Source organism: Inquilinus sp. 2KB_23 (genome assembly GCF_052115705.1).
In the GTDB taxonomy this organism is placed as follows: domain Bacteria; phylum Pseudomonadota; class Alphaproteobacteria; order DSM-16000; family Inquilinaceae; genus Inquilinus; species Inquilinus ginsengisoli_A.
This window is the reverse complement of sequence record NZ_JBFRHF010000004.1, coordinates 246,311-265,119: the sequence shown is the minus strand read 5'-3', so window position 1 is coordinate 265,119 and position 18,809 is coordinate 246,311. Positions and strand designations below refer to the sequence as shown.

Annotated in this window: 19 protein-coding genes, 1 tRNA gene and 1 other RNA gene; 9 read left to right on the top strand and 12 right to left on the bottom strand. The window is 69.7% G+C overall.

The features are described from left to right. Positions 1 to 216: 216 nt before the first annotated feature. Positions 217 to 2,571: an oxidoreductase gene (locus tag AB4112_RS07195; protein WP_441718158.1), complete on the bottom strand. Its 2,355-nt coding sequence runs from the start codon at positions 2,569 to 2,571 to the stop codon at positions 217 to 219. 127 nt (positions 2,572 to 2,698) lie between these two features. Then, positions 2,699 to 3,325, bottom strand: a complete 627-nt coding sequence (locus tag AB4112_RS07190; protein WP_309792618.1) for a glutathione S-transferase family protein — start codon at positions 3,323 to 3,325, stop codon at positions 2,699 to 2,701. Here AB4112_RS07190 and AB4112_RS07185 point away from each other — a divergent pair. Further along, positions 3,324 to 3,713, top strand: coding sequence for a hypothetical protein (locus AB4112_RS07185; protein ID WP_441718155.1), 390 nt, complete (start codon positions 3,324 to 3,326; stop codon positions 3,711 to 3,713). The genes AB4112_RS07190 and AB4112_RS07185 overlap by 2 nt on opposite strands. Before the next feature lie 87 nt (positions 3,714 to 3,800). Here the strand turns inward: AB4112_RS07185 and AB4112_RS07180 are convergent. Then, a tRNA-Arg gene (locus AB4112_RS07180) sits at positions 3,801 to 3,877 on the bottom strand. A 212-nt stretch (positions 3,878 to 4,089) separates the two neighbouring features. Here AB4112_RS07180 and AB4112_RS07175 point away from each other — a divergent pair. The 4 genes from AB4112_RS07175 (at position 4,090) to AB4112_RS07160 (ending at position 7,422) form a co-directional block, all read left to right on the top strand. Next, a complete protein-coding gene (locus AB4112_RS07175) occupies positions 4,090 to 4,527 on the top strand; it encodes a DUF4864 domain-containing protein (RefSeq protein WP_441718153.1) in 438 nt (145 codons plus the stop codon). 86 nt (positions 4,528 to 4,613) lie between these two features. Beyond that, entirely contained in the window at positions 4,614 to 5,456 is an 843-nt protein-coding gene (gene dapD / locus AB4112_RS07170) for a 2,3,4,5-tetrahydropyridine-2,6-dicarboxylate N-succinyltransferase (RefSeq protein WP_441718150.1), read from the top strand. 202 nt (positions 5,457 to 5,658) lie between these two features. Next, positions 5,659 to 6,837, top strand: a complete 1,179-nt coding sequence (gene dapE, locus AB4112_RS07165; RefSeq protein WP_309792641.1) for a succinyl-diaminopimelate desuccinylase — start codon at positions 5,659 to 5,661, stop codon at positions 6,835 to 6,837. 3 nt (positions 6,838 to 6,840) lie between these two features. Continuing rightward, positions 6,841 to 7,422, top strand: a complete 582-nt coding sequence (locus tag AB4112_RS07160; RefSeq protein ID WP_441718147.1) for a hypothetical protein — start codon at positions 6,841 to 6,843, stop codon at positions 7,420 to 7,422. On the opposite strand, the gene truA is transcribed toward AB4112_RS07160, so the two are convergent. From truA to AB4112_RS07115, 9 genes are all read right to left on the bottom strand, one after another. After that, a complete protein-coding gene (gene truA, locus AB4112_RS07155) occupies positions 7,407 to 8,153 on the bottom strand; it encodes a tRNA pseudouridine(38-40) synthase TruA (protein ID WP_441718144.1) in 747 nt (248 codons plus the stop codon). The genes AB4112_RS07160 and truA overlap by 16 nt on opposite strands. A gap of 8 nt (positions 8,154 to 8,161) precedes the next feature. Beyond that, positions 8,162 to 9,085 (bottom strand): methionyl-tRNA formyltransferase, encoded by a 924-nt coding sequence (gene fmt, locus AB4112_RS07150; RefSeq protein WP_441718142.1) that lies wholly within the window; start codon positions 9,083 to 9,085, stop codon positions 8,162 to 8,164. Between the two features lie 140 nt (positions 9,086 to 9,225). Beyond that, entirely contained in the window at positions 9,226 to 9,549 is a 324-nt protein-coding gene (locus tag AB4112_RS07145; RefSeq protein WP_309792645.1) for a YbaB/EbfC family nucleoid-associated protein, read from the bottom strand. Then, the gene (locus tag AB4112_RS07140; RefSeq protein ID WP_441718138.1) at positions 9,546 to 11,381 is read right to left on the bottom strand and encodes a DNA polymerase III subunit gamma/tau; all 1,836 of its coding nucleotides are present in this window, start codon (positions 11,379 to 11,381) and stop codon (positions 9,546 to 9,548) included. Before AB4112_RS07140 ends, AB4112_RS07145 begins: the two co-directional genes overlap by 4 nt. A gap of 88 nt (positions 11,382 to 11,469) precedes the next feature. Continuing rightward, positions 11,470 to 11,562, bottom strand: an RNA gene (ffs, locus tag AB4112_RS07135) — signal recognition particle sRNA small type. Positions 11,563 to 11,630: 68 nt separating this feature from the next. Beyond that, entirely contained in the window at positions 11,631 to 12,416 is a 786-nt protein-coding gene (locus AB4112_RS07130) for an IclR family transcriptional regulator (RefSeq protein WP_309792647.1), read from the bottom strand. A gap of 23 nt (positions 12,417 to 12,439) precedes the next feature. Continuing rightward, the gene (locus tag AB4112_RS07125) at positions 12,440 to 13,162 is read right to left on the bottom strand and encodes an SDR family NAD(P)-dependent oxidoreductase (protein WP_441718135.1); all 723 of its coding nucleotides are present in this window, start codon (positions 13,160 to 13,162) and stop codon (positions 12,440 to 12,442) included. Further along, positions 13,159 to 14,460: an MFS transporter gene (locus AB4112_RS07120; RefSeq protein WP_441718132.1), complete on the bottom strand. Its 1,302-nt coding sequence runs from the start codon at positions 14,458 to 14,460 to the stop codon at positions 13,159 to 13,161. The genes AB4112_RS07125 and AB4112_RS07120 overlap by 4 nt, the downstream gene beginning before the upstream one ends. Before the next feature lie 49 nt (positions 14,461 to 14,509). Next, complete coding sequence (locus tag AB4112_RS07115; RefSeq protein ID WP_309792651.1) at positions 14,510 to 15,031, bottom strand: 2,4'-dihydroxyacetophenone dioxygenase family protein; 522 nt, start codon at positions 15,029 to 15,031, stop codon at positions 14,510 to 14,512. Between the two features lie 262 nt (positions 15,032 to 15,293). On the opposite strand from AB4112_RS07115, the gene AB4112_RS07110 reads away from it, so the two are divergent. From AB4112_RS07110 to AB4112_RS07095, 4 genes are read left to right on the top strand one after another with little or no spacing between them, the layout of a single operon-like run. Beyond that, positions 15,294 to 16,007, top strand: coding sequence for a GntR family transcriptional regulator (locus AB4112_RS07110; protein WP_309792652.1), 714 nt, complete (start codon positions 15,294 to 15,296; stop codon positions 16,005 to 16,007). Further along, positions 16,007 to 16,870 carry an ABC transporter permease gene (locus AB4112_RS07105; protein WP_441718128.1) on the top strand — a complete coding sequence of 288 codons (864 nt, stop codon included), beginning with the start codon at positions 16,007 to 16,009 and terminating at the stop codon, positions 16,868 to 16,870. Before AB4112_RS07110 ends, AB4112_RS07105 begins: the two co-directional genes overlap by 1 nt. After that, positions 16,867 to 17,709: an ABC transporter permease gene (locus AB4112_RS07100; protein WP_309792654.1), complete on the top strand. Its 843-nt coding sequence runs from the start codon at positions 16,867 to 16,869 to the stop codon at positions 17,707 to 17,709. Before AB4112_RS07105 ends, AB4112_RS07100 begins: the two co-directional genes overlap by 4 nt. Before the next feature lie 52 nt (positions 17,710 to 17,761). Continuing rightward, positions 17,762 to 18,808, top strand: coding sequence for an ABC transporter substrate-binding protein (locus tag AB4112_RS07095; protein ID WP_441718124.1), 1,047 nt, complete (start codon positions 17,762 to 17,764; stop codon positions 18,806 to 18,808). Position 18,809: the final 1 nt, after the last annotated feature.

The window sequence follows — 18,809 nt, the reverse complement described above, 5'->3', positions numbered from 1 at the left end:
GAAGCGAGGCGCCGTCAAGCCCGCTTGCAGGTGATGCGAGTCATGTGCAACTGCATTCATTGATCGAAGAGCATGAGCCCCTGCCCCTTTTTGTCATGCCACGGCTTGCTCCCGGATCAAGTCCGAGGGGTGGCATCCAGGGGCGGCCAGAGCGGCTCTTGGTGGCCCTGGATTGCCCGGTCAAGCCGGGCAATGACAGGTTAAGGGACTCGTCCGCTACCGAGCGTGCCGCCGCGGCCGGGCCTTCACCTGCAACTCGGCCTGCTTCTCGGCCGCCTTCGACACTTCCCGGAAGGCTTGGTCGCGGCCGGGCCAGTAGGGCTTCGGCCAGGCCTGGGTCTTGGTGCCGTACCAGGCCTCGGCCTGGCGCGTGAAGGCCGGGTTCCACAGATGCGGCCGGCCGAGGGCCACCAGATCGGCGCGCCGCGTGTGCAGGATGGTGTTGATCTGGCCGGCCTCGGTGATGGCGCCGACCGCCATGGTCGCGATCTTCGGCACGTTGCGGATGGCCTCGGCGAACTGGACCTGGAACATGCGGCCATAGACCGGCTCCTGGTCCGCCACGGTCTGGCCGGCCGAGACGTTGATCAGGTCGCAGCCGGCGTCGCGGAAGGCCTCGGTGATGGCGAAGACGTCGGCCTCGGTGATGCCGCCCTCCTTCCAGTCGGTGGCGGAGATGCGGACCGACATCGGCCGGTCTTCCGGCCACGCCGCCCGCATCGCCCGGAACACCTCCAAGGGATAGCGCAGCCGGTTCTCGACCGACCCGCCATAGCCGTCCGTCCGCGTGTTGGTCAGCGGCGACAGGAAAGAGGCGAACAGGTAGCCATGGGCGCAGTGAAGCTCGAGATGGTCGAAGCCGGCCCGCGCCGCCCGCTGCGTCGCCCGCACGAACTCGGCGGTGATCCGGTCCATGTCGGCGCGGTCGATCTCCTTCGGCACCGGGCTGATGCCGTCGAGCCAGGGCAGCGGCGAGGCCGAGACCACCGGCCAGCCGGCCCCGGCATCCACGATCGGATGGTCGGCCTTCTCCCAGCCCAGCTGGGTCGCCCCCTTGCGCCCGGAATGGCCGAGCTGCATCGCGATCTTCGCCTCGGTGCTGCCGTGGACGAAATCGACCAGCCGGGTCCACTGCGCCTCCTGCGCGTCGGTCCACAGGCCGGGGCAGCCCAGGCTGATCCGCGCGTCGGGCGACGGGCAGGTCATCTCGACGAACATCAGCCCCATGCCGCCGACGGCGTGCGAGGCGTAGTGCACGAAATGCCAATCGGTCAGGTTGCCCTCGGCATCGGCCGAATACTGCGCCATCGGCGCCATCACCACCCGGTTGTTCAGCTCCATGCCGCGCAGGCGGAAGCGGGTGAACATCGGCGTCGGCCGGCTGCGGCGGTAATCGTCGCCGGTCTCGCGCAGCAGCCGGTCGTAGAAGGCGTCGTCGGCCCGGCGCACGAACTCCGGATCGCGGATGCGGAGGTTGTCATAGGTGATCGACTTGGCCCGGCACATCACCACCATGGCGAACTGCATCGGGTCCATGTCGAAGGACCGGTTCATGTGCTCGAACCAAGCCAGCGACACGTCGGCATTGTGCTGGGTGACCTGGCACGGGGTGCGACGGGCGCGGTCATAGGCGGCGAAGGCGTCCGGCACGCTGGTCTCGGCCTGGGCCACCACCGCATCCGACAAAGCGATGGCGCATTCCATCGCCAGCTTGGTGCCGGAGCCGATCGAGAAATGGGCCGAGGCCTTGGCGTCGCCCAGCAGCACGATGTTCCCATGCGACCAGCGCTCGCAGAAGATCCGCGGGAAGCGCCGCCACATCGACCGGTTCAGCAGCAGCGGATGGCCCTCCAGCTCCTCGGCGAAGATCGCGGCCAGCCGGTCGCGCGATCCCTCCTCGTCGGCCTCGGTGAAGCCGTGGCCCTGCCAGCAGGCCTCGTCCATCTCGAACACCCAGGTCGACCGGCCGGCCCCGTCGCCGCTTTCGTACTGGTAGGTGTGGGCGCAGATCACGCCGTGTTCGGTCTGGCGGAAGAAGTAGTTGAACTCGCCCATCGGCCGGGTCGAGCCCATCCAGCAGAAGCGGTTGGCCTTGAGCGAGACCTCGGGCTGGAAGGCGTCGCGGAAATGCCCGCGGATCGGCGAGTTGATGCCGTCGGCGGCGACGATCACGTCGGAATCGGCGAAGCGCTCGACCAGCGTCGCCGGGTCGATCCGCTCGGCGAAGGACAGCTCGACCCCGACCTCGCGGCAACGGCCCTGCAGGATCTGCAGCAGCGTCATCCGCGAGGTGCCGCAGAAGCCGTTGCCGCCGCAGCGGATGGTCTCGCCCCGGTAGTGGATGGCGACATCGTCCCAATAGGCAAAGCGGTCGCGGATGCGCTCGTAGGATTCGGGGTCGCGCGACAGGAACTCGTCCAGCGTGTCGTCGGAGAACACGACGCCGAAGCCGAAGGTGTCGTCGGCGCGGTTCTGCTCATGCACCGCGACCTGCCAGTCCGGCCGCGCCTTCTTGGTCAGAAGGGCGAAGTACAGACCGCCGGGGCCGCCGCCGACAACCGTGATCCGCATCAGTCCGTCTCCCTGCGAAGGCCGGAGGTCGCGGTCCCGGCCCCATGGCAGGGAGCTTAAGCCGAATTGTTTTATACTTAAAGCATTTTGTGACGAAGGAGCCGCCACGGGGAACCGCGGCGGCCCCTTATGCTGGCGGGATGAAGGGCTGCTGGATCGCCTGGAAGGCCGGCAGCAGCTCCAGCCGCGCGGCATGGGCGGCCAGGGCCGGGAAGCCCGCCATCGGCACCAGGCCGGGATGGGCCTCGGCCAGGAAGCGCAGCATCGTGGCCACGGCGATGTCGGCATGGCCGATGCGGTCGCCGAACCAGTGGTCGCCGGCCCTGCCGGCGCGATCGGCCTCGAGCACCGCCAGGGCCTCGGCGATCTGGGCGCCGCAGCGCGAGACCCAGACATCGGACACCTCGCGATGCAACCGCAGCTCATAGAACAGGCTGACCGCCTTTTCCGCCGCCCCGGTCGCCAGGGCCGCGACCTTCAGCGCCTGGCGCCGGGCCGGCTCGCCACGCGGGAACAGCGCGCGTTCGGCGGGCACCAGGCTGTCGAGATGGTCAATGATGCTGTGGCTCTCGATCAGCACTTCGCCGCCGTCCAGCACCAGCGTCGGCACCCGCAGCAGCGGGTTGTAGGGCCGGATCTTCTCCGGGTCGCCGAACACCGACCACGGCCGGTGCTCGAACGGCAGGCCGTACAGCGTCAGGGCGATGCCGACGCGGCGGACGAAGGGCGAATCATATTGGCCGATCAGGATCATGGCGAACGCCTCCGGTCAGGACGAAGCCGGCGCTCTCCGCGGGCTTAGATCTGCTCATACAACACCACCTGCCTCTGCCGATCTGGCCGAACTCGCGGCAAGCAACACGAGATCGCTGCGGGCGCAGCCCGGCGGTGAGGCGCTCATCACCGACGGGCCACACCTGGGGTCCAAGGAATACATGGGCGGTTTTCAGGCGCTGGAAGCCGCTGACCTGGACACCGCGGCGGCCCGCCGCAACGCCACCCTCCATGTCCCCGATCCCAGGCCGATCCGCGATGGCCTCATCGCCGCCACCGCGCTCGTCCACGGCCTGACCGTGGTCACCCGGAACACGGCGGATTTCGACCCCACCGGCGTCCGCACGCTCAATCCCTGGCTGCCGTGACGCGGATGGGTGGCCGGCCGACACCGGCCCCAAAAGCAAAAGCCGCTACGCGGCGGTAGCGGCTTCCCGGGGGAGACTTGCAGAGAATGGCGCGCCCGAAGAGATTCGAACTCCTAGCCTTCTGATCCGTAGTCAGATGCTCTATCCAATTGAGCTACGGGCGCGTTCTGCGGGGCGTTTGCGGCGCCCCGTCTGCAAGCGGGCGGAACCTAGTCGATGCCCGCCCCCGATTGCAAGCCCCATTTTCATCGATCCGACATGTAGCGAGTCATGCGCCCCGCACATGCGCAGGGCCAGGCCGCCTGCGCCGGCTTGCCGCCACATCCGCCGGGGCCATCTCTCTCGTAGAGCCGGGTACACGGCTGGGGAGGTTGTCATGCGGCTGGTGCTCGGCGCCCTCGGGCGCGTCCTTATCCTGCTTCTCCTGTTCGCCCCGCCGGCGCTGGCGCAGGCCATGCCCGGCGACGCCGACAAGCAGGCCATCGTCGGCATCATCCGGAAACAGCTGGACGCCTTCCAGGGCGACCGCGCCGCCGAGGCCTTCGGCTACGCCAGCACGAACATCCAGCACATGTTCGGCACGGCGGACAACTTCCTGGGCATGGTCCGGACCGGCTATCCCGCGGTCTACCGGCCGCGGTCGGTGGATTTCCGCGAGCTGGTGACCACCGGGGGCCGGATCGTGCAGAAGGTGCTGTTCGTCGGGCCGGACGGGGTGCCCGTCATCGCCGAATACTTCATGGAGCGGCAGCCCGACGGCAGCTGGCGAATCGACGGCTGCCGGCTGGACCGCAGCGGCGACACATCGGCATGATACCTAGTCTGAGGGCGACGTTGACAAGGCCGACGGGGGCGCCCCATCGTGCGGTCCCCGCCATGTAAGACTGCCGAACCCTTGTCATGACCGACATCGCGCTGAAGACCACCATCGAGCAGGCCTGGGCCGGCCGCGACAGCCTGACCCCCGCCACCCGGGGCCCGATCCGCGACGCCGTCGAGGCGGTGTTGGAAGGCCTCGATTCCGGCACGCTGCGCGTCGCCGAGAAGGTCGACGGCGCATGGCACGCCCATCAATGGCTGAAGATGGCGGTGCTGATGTCGTTCCGCCTGTCCGACAGCCAGATCGTCGAGGGCGGCCCGGGCGGCGCCGTGTGGTACGACAAGGTGGCGCCGAAGACCCTGGGCTGGGGCGAGAACCGCTTCCGCGAGGCCGGCTTCCGCAGCGTGCCGGGCGCGGTCGTCCGCCGCAGCGCCTACATCGCGCCGGGCGTCGTCCTGATGCCGAGCTTCGTCAATGTCGGCGCCCGGGTGGACAGCGGCACCATGGTCGACACCTGGGCCACCGTCGGATCCTGCGCCCAGATCGGCAAGAACTGCCACCTCTCGGGCGGCGTCGGCATCGGCGGCGTGCTGGAGCCGCTGCAGGCCAACCCCGTGATCATCGAGGACGACTGCTTCATCGGCGCCCGGTCCGAGGTGGTCGAGGGCGTGATCGTCGAGCGCGGCGCGGTGCTGTCGATGGGCGTGTTCCTGAGCGCCACCACCAAGATCGTCGACCGCGAGACCGGCACCGTCAGCTATGGCCGGGTGCCGTCCTATTCCGTGGTGGTACCGGGCGCCCTGCCGGGCAAGCCGCTGGCCGACGGGTCGCCGGGCCCGTCGCTGTCCTGCGCCGTCATCGTCAAGCGGGTGGACGAGCGCACCCGGGCCAAGACCTCGATCAACGAGCTGCTGCGCGACTGACGGTGGTCGAGGGAATGCAAAATTTTCAATGTCATTGCCCGGCTTGACCGGGCAATCCAGGGGCCACCAAGGCCCGCTCTGGCCGCCCCTGGATGCCACGGTCAAGCCGTGGCATGACATTGAAAATTGAGACCTGTGGGCCAAGCCCGGGCATGACAGACCGGGGGGAGCCTTTCGAGCTTCGACAGAGACGTCCAGAGCCATGCCCGTCCCCGATCCCGTCGCCCTGACCCAGGCCCTGATCCGCTGCCGCAGCGTTACCCCTGCCGATGACGGGGCGCTGGCGGCGCTGGAGGCGGCGCTGGCGCCGCTGGGCTTCCGCTGCGAGCGGATGCGGTTCGAGGCGCCGGGGACGGCGCCGATCGACAATCTCTACGCCCGGATCGGCACCGGGGGCCCGCATCTCTGCTTCGCCGGCCACACCGACGTGGTGCCGCCGGGCGACGAATCCCGCTGGCGCTTCCCGCCCTTCGAGGGCCGCATCGAAGAAGGCCGGATCTGGGGCCGCGGCGCCTGCGACATGAAGAGCGCGGTCGCTGCCTTCGCCGCCGCCGCCGGACGCTTCATCGCCGAACGCGGGTCCGCGTTCGGCGGATCGATCAGCCTGCTGATCACCGGCGACGAGGAAGCCGAGGCGATCAACGGCACGGTGAAGGTGCTGCAGGCCCTGGCGTCGCGTGGCGAGACCATCGACGCCTGCATCGTGGGCGAGCCGAGCAGCAGCGAGACGGTCGGCGACACCATGAAGATCGGCCGGCGCGGCAGCCTGACCGGCCGGCTGACCGTGCGCGGCGCCCAGGGCCATGTCGCCTATCCCCACAAGGCCGACAACCCCCTGCCCCGGCTGGTGCGGATGCTGGCGGCGTTGAGCCCGGGAGGGCCTGAGGCCCCGGGGCCGGAGATCGACGGCGGCAGCACACATTTCGACCCGTCGACCCTGGCCGTCACCACCATCGATGTCGGCAACCCCGCCACCAATGTGATCCCGGCCGAGGGCCGCGCCGTGTTCAACATCCGGTTCAACGACACCTGGACGGCGGACAGCCTGGGCGCCTGGCTGCGCGACCGCTTCGACGCGGTCGGCGGCGATTACACCCTCGACCTGCGCCACGGGGCCGACAGCTTCCTGACCGCGCCGGGCGAGCTGACCGGTCGCGTCGCCGGCGCGGTCGAGCGGGTGACCGGGCGGCGCCCGGCCTTCAGCACCTCGGGCGGTACCTCCGATGCCCGCTTCGTCAAGGATCATGCCCCGGTGGTCGAACTCGGCCTGGTCAACGCCACCATCCACAAGACCGACGAGAACGTGCCGGTCGAGGAGATCGAGACGCTGACCCGGATCTACCGGGCGGTGATCGAGGACAGCTTCCCGGAGAGGGGCTGAGCCATGGCCGTCTCTTCCGGCGACATCATCCGCGGCGTCTGGGGCGCCTGGCGCTTGGCGCGGCGCGACACCAGCGGCATGGCGATGTTCGACGTCTCGCCGGACGGCGCGGCGAAGAGCTTCGTCGCCGCGGCGCTGGCCTTCCCGCCCTACATGGTCATCCAGGCCTTCCTGCTGGGCGAGAAATGGCCGCTGCTGCTGCAGCCCGGTCCGCTGCTGATCGAAACCCTGGGCTTCATCGCCGGCTGGGCGCTGATGCCGGCCGCCATGACCTGGATCCTGCCGCAGCTCAACCGGGGCCCACGCCTGCCCCAGGCGATCGTGGCCTACAACTGGGCGCTGCTGCTGATCACCCTGGTCCAGCTCTTGCTGACGCTGCTCACCGTCGCAGGCCTGTTCCCCAGCGTGCTCGGCCTCATCGCCAGCGTCGCGGTGGCGGTCGCCTGCTATCTCTACGAGGGCTTCGTGCTGCGCACCGCGGTCGAGGTCGATGTCCCGATCGCCGCCGGGCTGGTGGTGTTCGACGCGGTGCTGTCCTACCTGCTGGGCACCTGGGTCGACGTGATCGCTCAGGCCGCGATGTAGCGCACCCACAGGAAGCACAGCCCGTCGGGCGGCGCGGTGGGGCCGGCGGCGGCGCGGTCGCGGGCGGCCAGCGCCTCGGCCACCCAGCCGGGCGGGCGCTTGCCCTCGCCCACCAGCTTCAGCGTGCCGGCGATGTTGCGGATCTGGTGGTGCAGGAAGGACCGCGCCTCGGCCTCGATCTCGACCGCGTCGCCGCGGCGGATCACGTCCAGCCGGTCGATCGTCTTCACCGGCGATTTGGCCTGGCATTCGGCGGCGCGGAAGCTGGTGAAGTCGTGGTGCCCGACCAGGTGCTGCGCCGCCGCGTGCATCGCCGCGGCGTCGAGCGGCCGCATCACCTGCCAGGCCCGCCCGGCCTCCAGCGCCAGGGGCGCGCGGCGGTTGACGATGCGGTAGCGATAAGCGCGCTGCACCGCCGACATCCGGGCGTTGAAGCTGTCGTCGACCAGCTCCGCCTCCAGGATCGCGATCGGCAGCGGCTTGAGGTGCTGGTTGACCGCGTCGCGCACCGTGTCGGGCATGGTCGGCCTGGCGATGTCGACATGCGCCACCTGCCCCGCCGCGTGCACCCCGGCATCGGTGCGGCCGGCGGCGGTGGTGCGGACGTCCTCGCCGCAGAACTTGAAGATCGCCTCCTCCAGCGCCTGCTGCACCGACAGGCCGTTGGCCTGGCGCTGCCAGCCGACGAAGGGGCGCCCGTCATATTCGATGGTGAGCTTGAACCGCGCCATGCGCCGCCTCAGACCATCCCGAACCGGGTGCCCGGCGGGATCGGGAAGCCGTTCAGCAGGTCGCGCACCGCGACCGGCGCCTTGCCCGGGCGCTGCAGCCGGACCAGGCGGATGGCGCCCTGGCCGCAGGCGACGGTAAGCTGGTCGTCCAGCACCGTGCCGGGCTCTCCCCGGCCCGCCACCGGCGCCGCCGCCAGCACCTTGATGCGCTCGCCCGCATGCTCGAACCAGGCGCCCGGCTTCGGCGTCAGCGCCCGCACCTGGCGGTCGACCACGGCCGCGTCGGCCCAGGCGATGCGGCCATCCTCCGGCCCGATCTTGGCGGCGTAGGTAACGCCCTGCTCCGGCTGCGGCGTCTCGACCGCCCGGCCCCCGGCCACATCGGCGATCGCCGGCACGATCAGCCGGGCCCCGAGGGCGGCGAGCGCGTCGTGCAGCTCCGGCGTCGCGGTCTGCGGCCCGATCGCCACGCGCTCGGCCAGCAGCATCGGGCCGGTGTCCAGCCCGGCCTCCATCCGCATGATGGTGACGCCGGTCTCGGCATCGCCCTCCAGGATGGCGCGGTGGATCGGCGCGGCGCCGCGCCAGCGCGGCAGCAGCGAGGCGTGGATGTTGAAGCAGCCGAGCCGCGGCGCGTCCAGCACCGGGCGGGGCAGGATCAGCCCGTAGGCGGCGACCACCGCGGCGTCGAGGCCCAGCGCCGCGAACTCCGCCTGGGCCTCCGGCGTGCGCAGGGTGACGGGATGGCGGACCGGCAGGCCCCGCTCCTCCGCCGCGCGCTGCACCGGCGAGGGCTGCAGCTTGTGGCCGCGGCCGGCGGGGCGCGGCGGCTGGCTGTAGACGGCCGCAATCTCATGCCCGGCATCGATCAGGGCGAGCAGCGCGGGCACCGCGAAATCCGGCGTGCCCATATAGGCGAGGCGAAGAGGCATCAGGGCTCGGAGTGTCTTCTCAAACTGTCATTGCCCGGCTTGACCGGGCAATCCAGGGGGCCACCAAGAGCTGCTCCGGCCGCCCCTGGATGCCACGGTCAAGCCGTGGCATGACGGAAAGGAAAAGCGGGCGGAACCGCTCAGAACGGCAGCTTCATTCCCGGCGGCAGCTTCAGGCCGCCCATCAGCTTCGAGGTCTCTTCCTGCACCGCGGCCTCGACCTTGCCCTTGGCGTCGCTGAAGGCGGCGACGATCAGATCCTCCAGCACCTCGACCTCGGCCGGGTCGACCAGCGCGGGATCGATCTTGAGCGAGCGCAGCTCGCCCTTGCCGTTCAGCACCACCGAAATCATCCCGGCGCCGGCCTGGCCCGGGACTTCGATCTCGCCCAGGCGCCCCTGCATCTCGGCCATCTTGGCCTGCATTTCCTGCGCCTGCTTCATCATCTGTCCGAGATTCTTCATGCCTCTCGCGGCTCCTCTTCATCGGGGGCGGAAATCGGTTCGGACCCCGGGATCGTCCCGTCATCCTGTTCCAGCGGGTTGCGCAGGTCGCGGATCACGGCGCCGGGGAAGGCCGACAGCACCGCCTTGACCATCGGGTGCTCGGCCGCCTGGGCCAGGGCGTTCTCGCGATCGGTGCGCGCCTGCTGGGTCATGGTCGGCGCGCCGTCGGAGCCCGAGATGTCGACCACCCAGCGCTCGCCGGTCCAGTCGCGCAGCGCGGTGCCGAGCCGGCTGGCGAGATCGGGCGGCGCCGATTCATGCGGCCGGAACTCCAGCCGTCCCGGCTCGAAATGCACCAGATGCACCGCGCTCATCAGCTGGCCGTGCAGCACCACGTCGCGGGCGGCGGCGATCTGCACCAGCTCGTCGAAGCTCTTCGGCGCCGCGCGCAGCACCGGCTTGGGCGCGGCCGGGACCACGACCAGGGCGGGGGCCTGGACCGGCACCGGATTCGACGCCGCCATGACCACCGGGGCCGGCTCGCTCGCCACCAGGGTCAGTCCGCCCCCCGCCGCCATCCGCGCCCCGCCGCCGGGGCCTGGCGACGGCGCCGGCGTCACGACGCCCTGGCTCTGCAGATCACCGAAGCGGCGGATCAGCTCGCTTGGGCTGGGCAGATCGCTCATATAGAGAAGGCGGATCAGAACCATTTCCAGCGCCGCCTGCGCGTTCGGCGCCGCCTGCACCTCCCCCGCCCCCTTCAGCAGGGTCTGCCAGGCCCGGGTCAGGGCCGGCAGCGACAGCTTCTCGGCCAGGGCGCCGCCGCGCAGGCGCTCGACCTCCGGCACCGCCGCATCCTCCAGCACCGCCGGCACCATCCGGGCCCGGGTGACGAAATGGACGAAGTCGAGCAGGTCGCCCAGCACCGCCTGGGGGTCGGCCCCGGCCCGGCGCGCCGCCTCCAGCCCGTCGAGCATGCGCGGGCCGTCGCCGGCGAAGGCGGCATCCAGGATGTCGACCACGCTGGAGCGGTCGGCCAGGCCCAGCATCTCGCGCACCCGCGCCGCGGCGATGAACGGCTTGTCGCCGACCGGAGTGCCCTGGGCGATGGCCTGGTCCAGCAGCGACAGCCCGTCGCGCGCCGACCCGTCGGCGGCCCGCGCGATCATGCCCACCGCCTCCGGCTCCGCCGCCACGCCTTCCTTGTCCAGGATCTCGCCGAAATAGGCCTGCAGCTGGTCGGCGCCGATGCGGCGCAGGTCGAAGCGCTGGCAGCGCGACAGCACCGTCACCGGCACCTTGCGGATCTCGGTGGTGGCGAACACGAACTTCACATGCGGCGGCGGCTCCTCCAACGTCTTCAGCAGCGCGTTGAAGGCGTTCTTGGAGAGCATGTGCACTTCGTCGATGATGTACACCTTGTACCGCGACGACACCGGCCCGTACCGCACCCCGTCGATGATCTCGCGGATGTCGTCGACGCCGGTGCGGCTGGCGGCGTCCATCTCCATCACATCGACATTGCGGTCGGCCAGGATGGTGCGGCACGGCTCGCACACGCCGCAGGGATCCGCGGTCGGCCCGCCCTTGCCGTCCGGCCCGATGCAGTTCAGCGCCCGCGCCAGGATCCGCGCCGTGGTGGTCTTGCCGACGCCGCGCACCCCGGTCAGCACGAAGGCATGGGCCAGCCGTCCCGAGGCGATGGCGTTGGTCAGGGTGCGCACCAGCGCGTCCTGGCCGATCATGTCGGCGAAGGTGGTCGGGCGGTACTTGCGGGCGAGCACGCGATAGGCCGCCGGCTTGGCCGGCTGCGGCGTGTCGATCAGGGGCAGGGCTGCGTCATCGCTCATGGCGCGCGATCATAGGGAATGGAGCCGGCGGTCGAAAGGCCGAAGCATCGCCATGAGGCGATGAATGATCGTGGAGCGCGGGGAAGGTGGGAGACCGGCAAGCGACCCGCATCGAAACTCGTTACGGCTGCTTCCTTCCGGATCTGACCGGGTTGGCGAGGGACACGTCCACCGCCGATCTCCCGCGCCCTATATCGGAGTTCCGGGCGCAGGAGGCAAGACCAGATTTACACGCCGCGTGCATCCGCCTCAGCGTACCCCGTCCGCCACCAGGGCGGCGATGCGGCGGCAGCAGGCCAGCAGCGGCCCGGTGTAGCGGTCGGGATCGTCGGTGGCGGCACGGTATTTCGGGATGCTGACGCTGACGCAGCCGATCGCCCCGCCCCCCGGCGCCGCGATCGCCGCGCCGTAACACCAGATGTCGGTCTCGTTCTCCTCGGCGTCGGTGGCGTAGCCGCGGGCCCGGATGCGGTCGATCTCGGCCTGCAGCGCCGGCAGCGTGGTCAGGGTGTGCGGCGTCATCGCCACCAGGTCGAGCCGCGGCAGCAGCGCCGCCGCCTCGGCGGGAGCCAGGGCGGCCATCCAGGCCTTGCCGACCGAGCTGGAATGCAGCGGCATGCGGGTGCCGATGCGCGAGGCCATGCGCACCGCCTGCGGGCTTTCCAGCTTGTCGACGACGATCATCTCGGCGCCGCTGCGGACGGCGAGATGCACGGTCTCGCCGGTGGCGTCGCGCAGCCCTGCCAGTTCGGCCGCCGCAAGGTGGCGCAGCTCGAACCGGTCCCAGGCGCGCCCGGCCAGCGCCATCAGCCGCGGGCCGAGGCCGAAGGCGCCGCCGCGCGGGGTCTCGAACACCATGCCCTCGGCCGCCAGCGCGGCGACGATGCGGTGCGCGGTCGGGCGCGGCAGGCCGGTGGCGCGGGCGATCTCGGCGACCGAGACCGGGTCGGGCGCATCGGCCACCGCCTGCAGCACCGCCATTGCCTTGCCGAAGGCGGCCGCGCCCTGCACCGATGTCGAATCGCCCTGCCCCATCGCGCCTTGCCTGCCCTGCCCGTTCAGACCGTGAGATAGCCGCCGTCGACCGGCAGCGCCACGCCGGTGATGAAGCCGGCGGCCGGGCTGCACAGGAAGGCGACCGCCCGGGCCACATCCTCCGGCTGGCCCCAGCGGCCCAGCGGGGTGCGGCCGAGAATGGCGCCGGAGCGCGCCGGGTCGTCCTGCAGCGCCTGGGTCAGCGGCGTGGCGATCCAGCCCGGGGCCACCGCGTTGACGCGGATGCCGTCCTCGGCATAGGCGATCGCCAGCGACTTGGTCAGCTGCACCACGCCGCCCTTGCTGGCGCTGTAGCCCGGCACCAGCCCGCCGCCGAAGAAGCTGAGCATCGAGGCGGTGTTGACGATGCAGCCGGCGGTCTGGCGCAGCAGCGGCCGCGCCGCGCTGCACAGCCGCATGGTGCCGGTGAGGTTGACCGCCAGCACCTGCGCGAACACCGCCGGGTCATGCTCCTCGACCCGCCGGATCACCCCGGCGCAGTTGACCAGGATGTCGAGCCTGCCGAGGCCGCCGACCAGCCGGTCGACCGAGGCCTGGTTGGTGACGTCGAGTTCGGCGACGTGGGCGCCCTGCGGCGCCTCGGCCCCCGCGGCCGGGGCCAGCCCGGCGGCGATCACGGTGGCGCCCAGCCGCGCCAGCTCGGTCGCCACCCCGGCGCCGATGCCCTGGGTGCCGCCGGAGACCAGCGCGGTGCGGCCGGCGAAGAGATCGGTCTGGAAGGTCATGCGTACTTCTCCTCCCGGCTGGCGGCGCCACGATCCGCGACCGGCTTGCGCACCAGGACGACGAGGGCCAGCGCCCCGATGCAGGCCACCGCCGCGCTGATCAGCAGCGCGTTGACGAAGGACCCGGTCTGGTCGAGCACGAAGCCGGTGATGATCGGCGCGAAGGATCCGGCGAAATAGCCGCCGAAATTCTGGATGCTGCCAAGCGACGCCACCTGGCGCGACGGCGCCGCGACGCTGACCAGCATCCAGGCGGTGGAGCTGGCGTAGTTGATGCAGAACATCGCCAGCGAGATGTAGACCACGGCCAGGGTCAGGTCGGGGGTGTAGGCGGCCGGCAGGGTGAAGATGGCGCCGCCCACCAGGCCGGCCGCCATCGGCCATTTGCGGCTGGCGATGGCGCCGACGCCGCGGGCCAGCAGGAAATCCGCCACCCGGCCGGAGCACAGCATGCCCAGCGCGCCGAAGATGTAGGGGATGATGACGACCCAGCCCGTCTTGGCGATGCTGAGATGCCGCTCATGCTCGAGATAGCCGGGCAGCCAGGTCAGGTAGAGCCAGACCATGTAGACCACGCCCATGAAGCCCAGCACCATGCCCCAGGTGGTGCGATTGCCGAACAGGCTGATCCAGTCGGCGAAGCTCTGCCGCGGCACGATCCGGGCCGGGCGGCCTTCGTCGAGATAGGAGCGTTCGGGCTCGGTCAGCGCCACTTCGCTGCGGTTGCGGTACATGAGGTACCAGCCGATGGCGACGATGATGCCCAGCGCGCCTATGATCAGGAACATCGGCCGCCAGCCGAAGGCCAGCATGACCACGGTCAGGATCGGCGGCGCGATCGCCGGCCCGATGCAGGAGGAGGCGACGAAGATGCCGGTCGGCAGACCGCGTTCCCGCGGGGTGAACCATTCGCTGATCACCTTGGCGCCGGCCGGGAACTGCGGCGCCTCGCCGACGCCGAGCACCGCCCGGGTGGTGACGAGCTGGGTCAGGGACTGGGCCAGGCCGCCGGCGAACTGGGCCAGCGACCAGAAGAACATGCCGGCGCCGAGCATGACCCGGGCGCCGAAGCGGTCCAGCAGCGCCCCGACCGGCAGCTGCGAGAAGGCATAGGTCCAGGAGAAGGCGGAGAGCAACAGCCCCATCTGCAGGCCCGACAGGCCGAGCTCGCCGGCGATGTCGTGATTGGCGATCGAGAGGGTGCTGCGGTCGAGATAGTTGACGATGCCGGCCGTGGTCAGGAAGGCGACGGCGGTCCACTGGATCCAGCGGATCCGCGGCGGCTTGCCGGATGACATGAGAAATCTTCCTCAGAACGCTGTATTTGCTATCTTTTCTGCGAAGGCGTCAGCGGATGAACTGCTTGACGTAATCCTCGCCCAGCCCGACCGCGGCATAGTGCTTGCGGCACATGTCGAGCTTGGTGAAGACGTCCTCGTAGCCGGTGTGCTTGCCCCAGGGGTCGACGTAGTACATGACGCCGTTGACCTGGAAATAGGTGATCATCTCCTGGACATCCTCGTCGACCACCAGGGTGTGGGTCTCGCCCGGCGGCTCGAACACGTAGCTGCCTTCGGTGGCGACCCAGTCATGCTCGAGATAGCGCCAACGCCCCTTCAGCACGAAGCCGTGGACCGGGCCGGGATGGCGGTGGCGGCTGAGCACGCCGGACTTCCGAACCCGCAGCAGGTTCATCCAGTAACCGCTTGAGATGTTGAGGCAAAGTGGCCGGAACCAGACGTTCTCGGCCTGCGGCACCCAGACCCGCTCATCCACCGGGATGGCGTCGGGCACGACGATGTCCGCCAGCGCTTCGGGCGGGTTCGGATACTGGTAGGGCATCCGGGACGTATCGGCATCGGCTGGCATGGCGTCCTCTCCATTTTGTCCACATTATGGACATTTATTCCATATTGTGGATAGAGTTGAACCTCTCCGCGCCGCCTGTCAATGGCCGGACAAATCAGCGCGATCTCGAAAGCGGACGCTCGCTGGGCTGACCGCACGCGGCTGAGGCCGGGCGCGGAGACCTTCCAAGCCTCCCGGGCATTTCGCCTATGCCATCGACCTTGACTCCAAGTGGCGTTTATAAAATCCTATAAATATATTTGTAAGATCCTATGAGGATGCGATGACCCTGCCGCCGGCCCGACGGATGAGCGATGTGGCCTATGAGAAGCTGCGCCAGGCGATCATCCGTGCCGAATTCGAGCCGGGTGTGCCGATCGAGGAGAAGAGGGTGATGGAGCGGCTGGAGGTCGGCCGCACCCCCTTGCGCGAGGCGCTGCAGCGCCTGTCGCAGGAGGATCTGGTCAAGAATGTGCCGCAGCGCGGCTATTTCGTCTCCACCACCTCGGCCACCGACCTGTTCCAACTGATCGAGTTCCGCCAGCACGCCGAGGTGCTGGCGGCCCGGCTGGCGGCGGCGCGGGCCAGTGCCGGCCATCTCACGGATTTCGGCCTGATCCTGGCCGAGGCGCGGGCCGGCGCCGCCGCCGGCAACCAGGACCTCGCCTGGAACATCGAGATCGACGAGCGGATGCACCGGCTGGTCGCCAAGGCCAGCGGCAACGGCTACCTCGCCCAGGCGCTCAATCGCCTCTATGCGCTCTCGGTCCGCAGCCTCTACCTGTCGCATGTGCCGATCACCCTGATCCGGGACGAGCTGGAGACGATGCAGGCGCTGCACGACGCGCTGGCGTCGCGCGACGCGGACGGCGCCGAGGCGGCGATGCGCAGGCATCTCGACTTCAACGTCGTCAATCTCGTGGCCTCGGGCACCCGCCCGGCGCCGCATCCGGTCCCGGCGGCGGTGCCCGGCGACGGCCAGGGGCCGGGACGCTGATGGACGCGATCCGGCGCCGGCCGTTTCTGGTCACGTTGCTGCTGCTGTCGCCGGCGACGGTCCTGATGGTCGCCTTCCTGATCGCGCCGATGCTGATCGTGATCGCCGACAGCCTGTCCGGCCGCGACGCCTATGGCGGCATCGTGCCCGGCTTCAGCCTGGCCAGCTATGCCGAGCTGCTGCAGCCGATCTACATCCCGATCTTCTGGAACTCGCTGCAGCTCGCCGCGGTCAACACGCTCCTCTGTCTCGCCATCGCCTATCCGGTCGCCTGTTTCATCAGCTTCCGCGCCGGCCGGTGGGCGCCGATCCTGCTGGTGCTGATGCTGGTGCCGTTCTGGATCGACTTCCTGATCCGGATCTCGGCCTGGGTGGTGCTGCTCGGCCGCAACGGGCTGATCAATGCCGGGCTGTCCTGGCTCGGGATCATCGACGAACCGCTGCGCATGCTCGGCAGCTACGGCGCCGTCCTGGTCGGCATGCTCTACGCCTTCCTGCCCGCGGCCGTGTTCCCGATCTATGCCGCGCTCAACCCGATCGACCGGACCTGGCTCGAGGCGGCACGCGATCTCGGCGCCAGCCCGACCGAGAGCTTCTGGCGCATCACCTTCCCGCTGTCGCTGCCGGGCGTGATGGCGGCGGTGCTGTTCGTCTTCGTCCCGTCGATGGGCGTCTTCGCTATCCCGGTGCTGCTCGGCGGCGGCAAGAGCATCATCATCGGCAATCTGATCGTCCAGCTGTTCCTCGACTTCCGGAACGTGCCACTGGGCTCGGCGGTCGCGGTGGTGCTGCTGGTCTTCTCCTCGATCGCGATCCTGCTCTACATGCGCCTGCTGCGCCGGGTCGAGGGGCAGCGGGCATGACCGATGCCCTGCCCTTCCCCGCGGCCCGGTCCGCCGGCCCGGTCCGCCGCGCCGCCGACGCCGCCCTGTCCCGCTTCACGCCGACGGTCACGATCGCCGCCTACCTCTTCCTGTTCGTGCCGATCGCGGTGCTGATCGTCTATTCCTTCAACGCCTCGCGCTCGACCGTTGTCTGGACCGGCTTCACCCTCGACTGGTACCGCGAGGTGCTGGCCGACCGGTCGCTGCAGCGCGCGCTGTGGGTCAGCGCGGTGGTGGCCGGGGCCTCGGCCCTGCTCAGCACCGTCATCGGCACACTCACCGCCCTCGTCCTCGCCCGCCGGACCTTCCGGGGCCGGGACGGCTTCTCGACCCTGGTGCTGGCGCCGCTGGTGCTGCCGGAGATCGTGCTGGCGGTCGGCTTCCTGGTGCTGATGGCGGCGGCCGGCATCCCGCTCGGCTACTTCACGCTGATCGCCGGGCACACGCTGATCGCGGTGCCCTTCACCACCCTGATCGTCCGCGCCGCCGCCGCCGCCCTCGACCGCAGGCTGGAGGAGGCGGCGGCCGATCTCGGCGCCGACGGCCGCCAGACCTTCTTCCGGGTCACGCTGCCGCTCCTGCTGCCCGCCATCGTCACCGCCTTCCTTCTAGCGGCGACCCTGTCCTTCGACAATTTCGTGATGTCGACCTTCACCTCGGGCGTCGGCACCACGACGCTCCCCTTGCGGATCTATTCGATGCTGAAGACCGGCATCACGCCCGAGATCAACGCGCTCGGGACGCTGCTCGTCGCCGCCAACATCCTCGTCGTCGTCGCGGTGGCCGGCCGGCATCTGAAGCTGCTGCTCAAGAGATAAGCGCCGTCCAAGGCGTGTCCGATCCAATCAACCCAAGCATTCAGGAGGCTTCATGCAACAGGATCTTCGCCGCTGCGCCCTCGCCGGATTGTCGGCGGTCGCCCTGTCCCTCTCCCTGGCCGCCCCCGCCATGGCGGAGGAGCTGCACATCTACGCCTGGTCGTCCGAGCTGCCGGACGAGGTGGTGCAGGACTTCGCCAAGGCGACCGGGATCGACGCGACGGTCGACACCTTCGACAGCAACGAATCCCTGATCGCCAAGCTGGAGGCCGGCGCGTCGGGCTACGACATCATCAACCCGTCGCAATATGCGGTGCAGATCCTGGTCAAGAAGGGGCTGGTCGAGCCGCTCGACCACACCCGGCTGCCCGGCCTCGCCAACCTGTCGGAGGTGTTCCGCACTCTCTCCTACGACAGCGGCAACCAGTACAGCCTGCCCTACATCTGGGGCACCACCGGCTTCGCCTACAACAGCGACTGCGTGACCGAGCCGGTCACCAGCTGGAAGGCGCTGTGGGATCCGAAATACAAGGACCGGATCTACATGCTGGACAACATGCTCGCGGCCTACATCGCCGCGCTGCAGATCAACGGCTACAGCGCGACGTCGGCCAACCCCGACGAGATCGCCAAGGCGACCAGGTCCCTGATCGAGCAGAAGCCGATCCTGGGCGGCTACAACAGCACCAATTTCGCCGACCTCGTCTCCTCCGGCGAGGCCTGCCTGGTCGAGGCCTGGAGCGGCAACGTGATCCAGGCGATGGCCGACAATCCGAAGGTGCACTACGTGCTGCCGGACGAAGGCGGGACGATGTGGATCGACGGTTACTCCGTGGCCAGGAACGCGCCGAACCGCGACGCCGCCTACAAGTTCCTGGACTATCTGCTGCAGCCCGAGGTCGCGGCCAAGGTCACGCGGCTGGTCAAGGTGGCCAACACCAACGCGAAGGCCAAGGCGCTGCTGCCGCCTGAGATCACCGGCAACCCGGCGATCTATCCGCCGGAGGAGCGGCTGAAGAAGGCCGAATTCATCCTCGACCATGGCGAGGCGATGAAGTTCTACCAGGATGGCTGGACCCAGGTGAAGGCGGCGCAGTGAC

Excerpts from the sequence above, each read along its gene's own strand:
- AB4112_RS07195 (WP_441718158.1), bottom strand. The coding sequence starts at position 2,571 with ATGCGGATCACGGTTGTCGGCGGCGGCCCCGGCGGTCTGTACTTCGCC.
- AB4112_RS07185 (WP_441718155.1), top strand. The coding sequence starts at position 3,324 with ATGGCGAACGCCTCCGGTCAGGACGAAGCCGGCGCTCTCCGCGGGCTT.
- AB4112_RS07190 (WP_309792618.1), bottom strand. The coding sequence starts at position 3,325 with ATGATCCTGATCGGCCAATATGATTCGCCCTTCGTCCGCCGCGTCGGC.
- AB4112_RS07175 (WP_441718153.1), top strand. The coding sequence starts at position 4,090 with ATGCGGCTGGTGCTCGGCGCCCTCGGGCGCGTCCTTATCCTGCTTCTC.
- dapD (WP_441718150.1), top strand. The coding sequence starts at position 4,614 with ATGACCGACATCGCGCTGAAGACCACCATCGAGCAGGCCTGGGCCGGC.
- dapE (WP_309792641.1), top strand. The coding sequence starts at position 5,659 with ATGCCCGTCCCCGATCCCGTCGCCCTGACCCAGGCCCTGATCCGCTGC.
- AB4112_RS07160 (WP_441718147.1), top strand. The coding sequence starts at position 6,841 with ATGGCCGTCTCTTCCGGCGACATCATCCGCGGCGTCTGGGGCGCCTGG.
- truA (WP_441718144.1), bottom strand. The coding sequence starts at position 8,153 with ATGGCGCGGTTCAAGCTCACCATCGAATATGACGGGCGCCCCTTCGTC.
- fmt (WP_441718142.1), bottom strand. The coding sequence starts at position 9,085 with ATGCCTCTTCGCCTCGCCTATATGGGCACGCCGGATTTCGCGGTGCCC.
- AB4112_RS07145 (WP_309792645.1), bottom strand. The coding sequence starts at position 9,549 with ATGAAGAATCTCGGACAGATGATGAAGCAGGCGCAGGAAATGCAGGCC.
- AB4112_RS07140 (WP_441718138.1), bottom strand. The coding sequence starts at position 11,381 with ATGAGCGATGACGCAGCCCTGCCCCTGATCGACACGCCGCAGCCGGCC.
- AB4112_RS07130 (WP_309792647.1), bottom strand. The coding sequence starts at position 12,416 with ATGGGGCAGGGCGATTCGACATCGGTGCAGGGCGCGGCCGCCTTCGGC.
- AB4112_RS07125 (WP_441718135.1), bottom strand. The coding sequence starts at position 13,162 with ATGACCTTCCAGACCGATCTCTTCGCCGGCCGCACCGCGCTGGTCTCC.
- AB4112_RS07120 (WP_441718132.1), bottom strand. The coding sequence starts at position 14,460 with ATGTCATCCGGCAAGCCGCCGCGGATCCGCTGGATCCAGTGGACCGCC.
- AB4112_RS07115 (WP_309792651.1), bottom strand. The coding sequence starts at position 15,031 with ATGCCAGCCGATGCCGATACGTCCCGGATGCCCTACCAGTATCCGAAC.
- AB4112_RS07110 (WP_309792652.1), top strand. The coding sequence starts at position 15,294 with ATGACCCTGCCGCCGGCCCGACGGATGAGCGATGTGGCCTATGAGAAG.
- AB4112_RS07105 (WP_441718128.1), top strand. The coding sequence starts at position 16,007 with ATGGACGCGATCCGGCGCCGGCCGTTTCTGGTCACGTTGCTGCTGCTG.
- AB4112_RS07100 (WP_309792654.1), top strand. The coding sequence starts at position 16,867 with ATGACCGATGCCCTGCCCTTCCCCGCGGCCCGGTCCGCCGGCCCGGTC.
- AB4112_RS07095 (WP_441718124.1), top strand. The coding sequence starts at position 17,762 with ATGCAACAGGATCTTCGCCGCTGCGCCCTCGCCGGATTGTCGGCGGTC.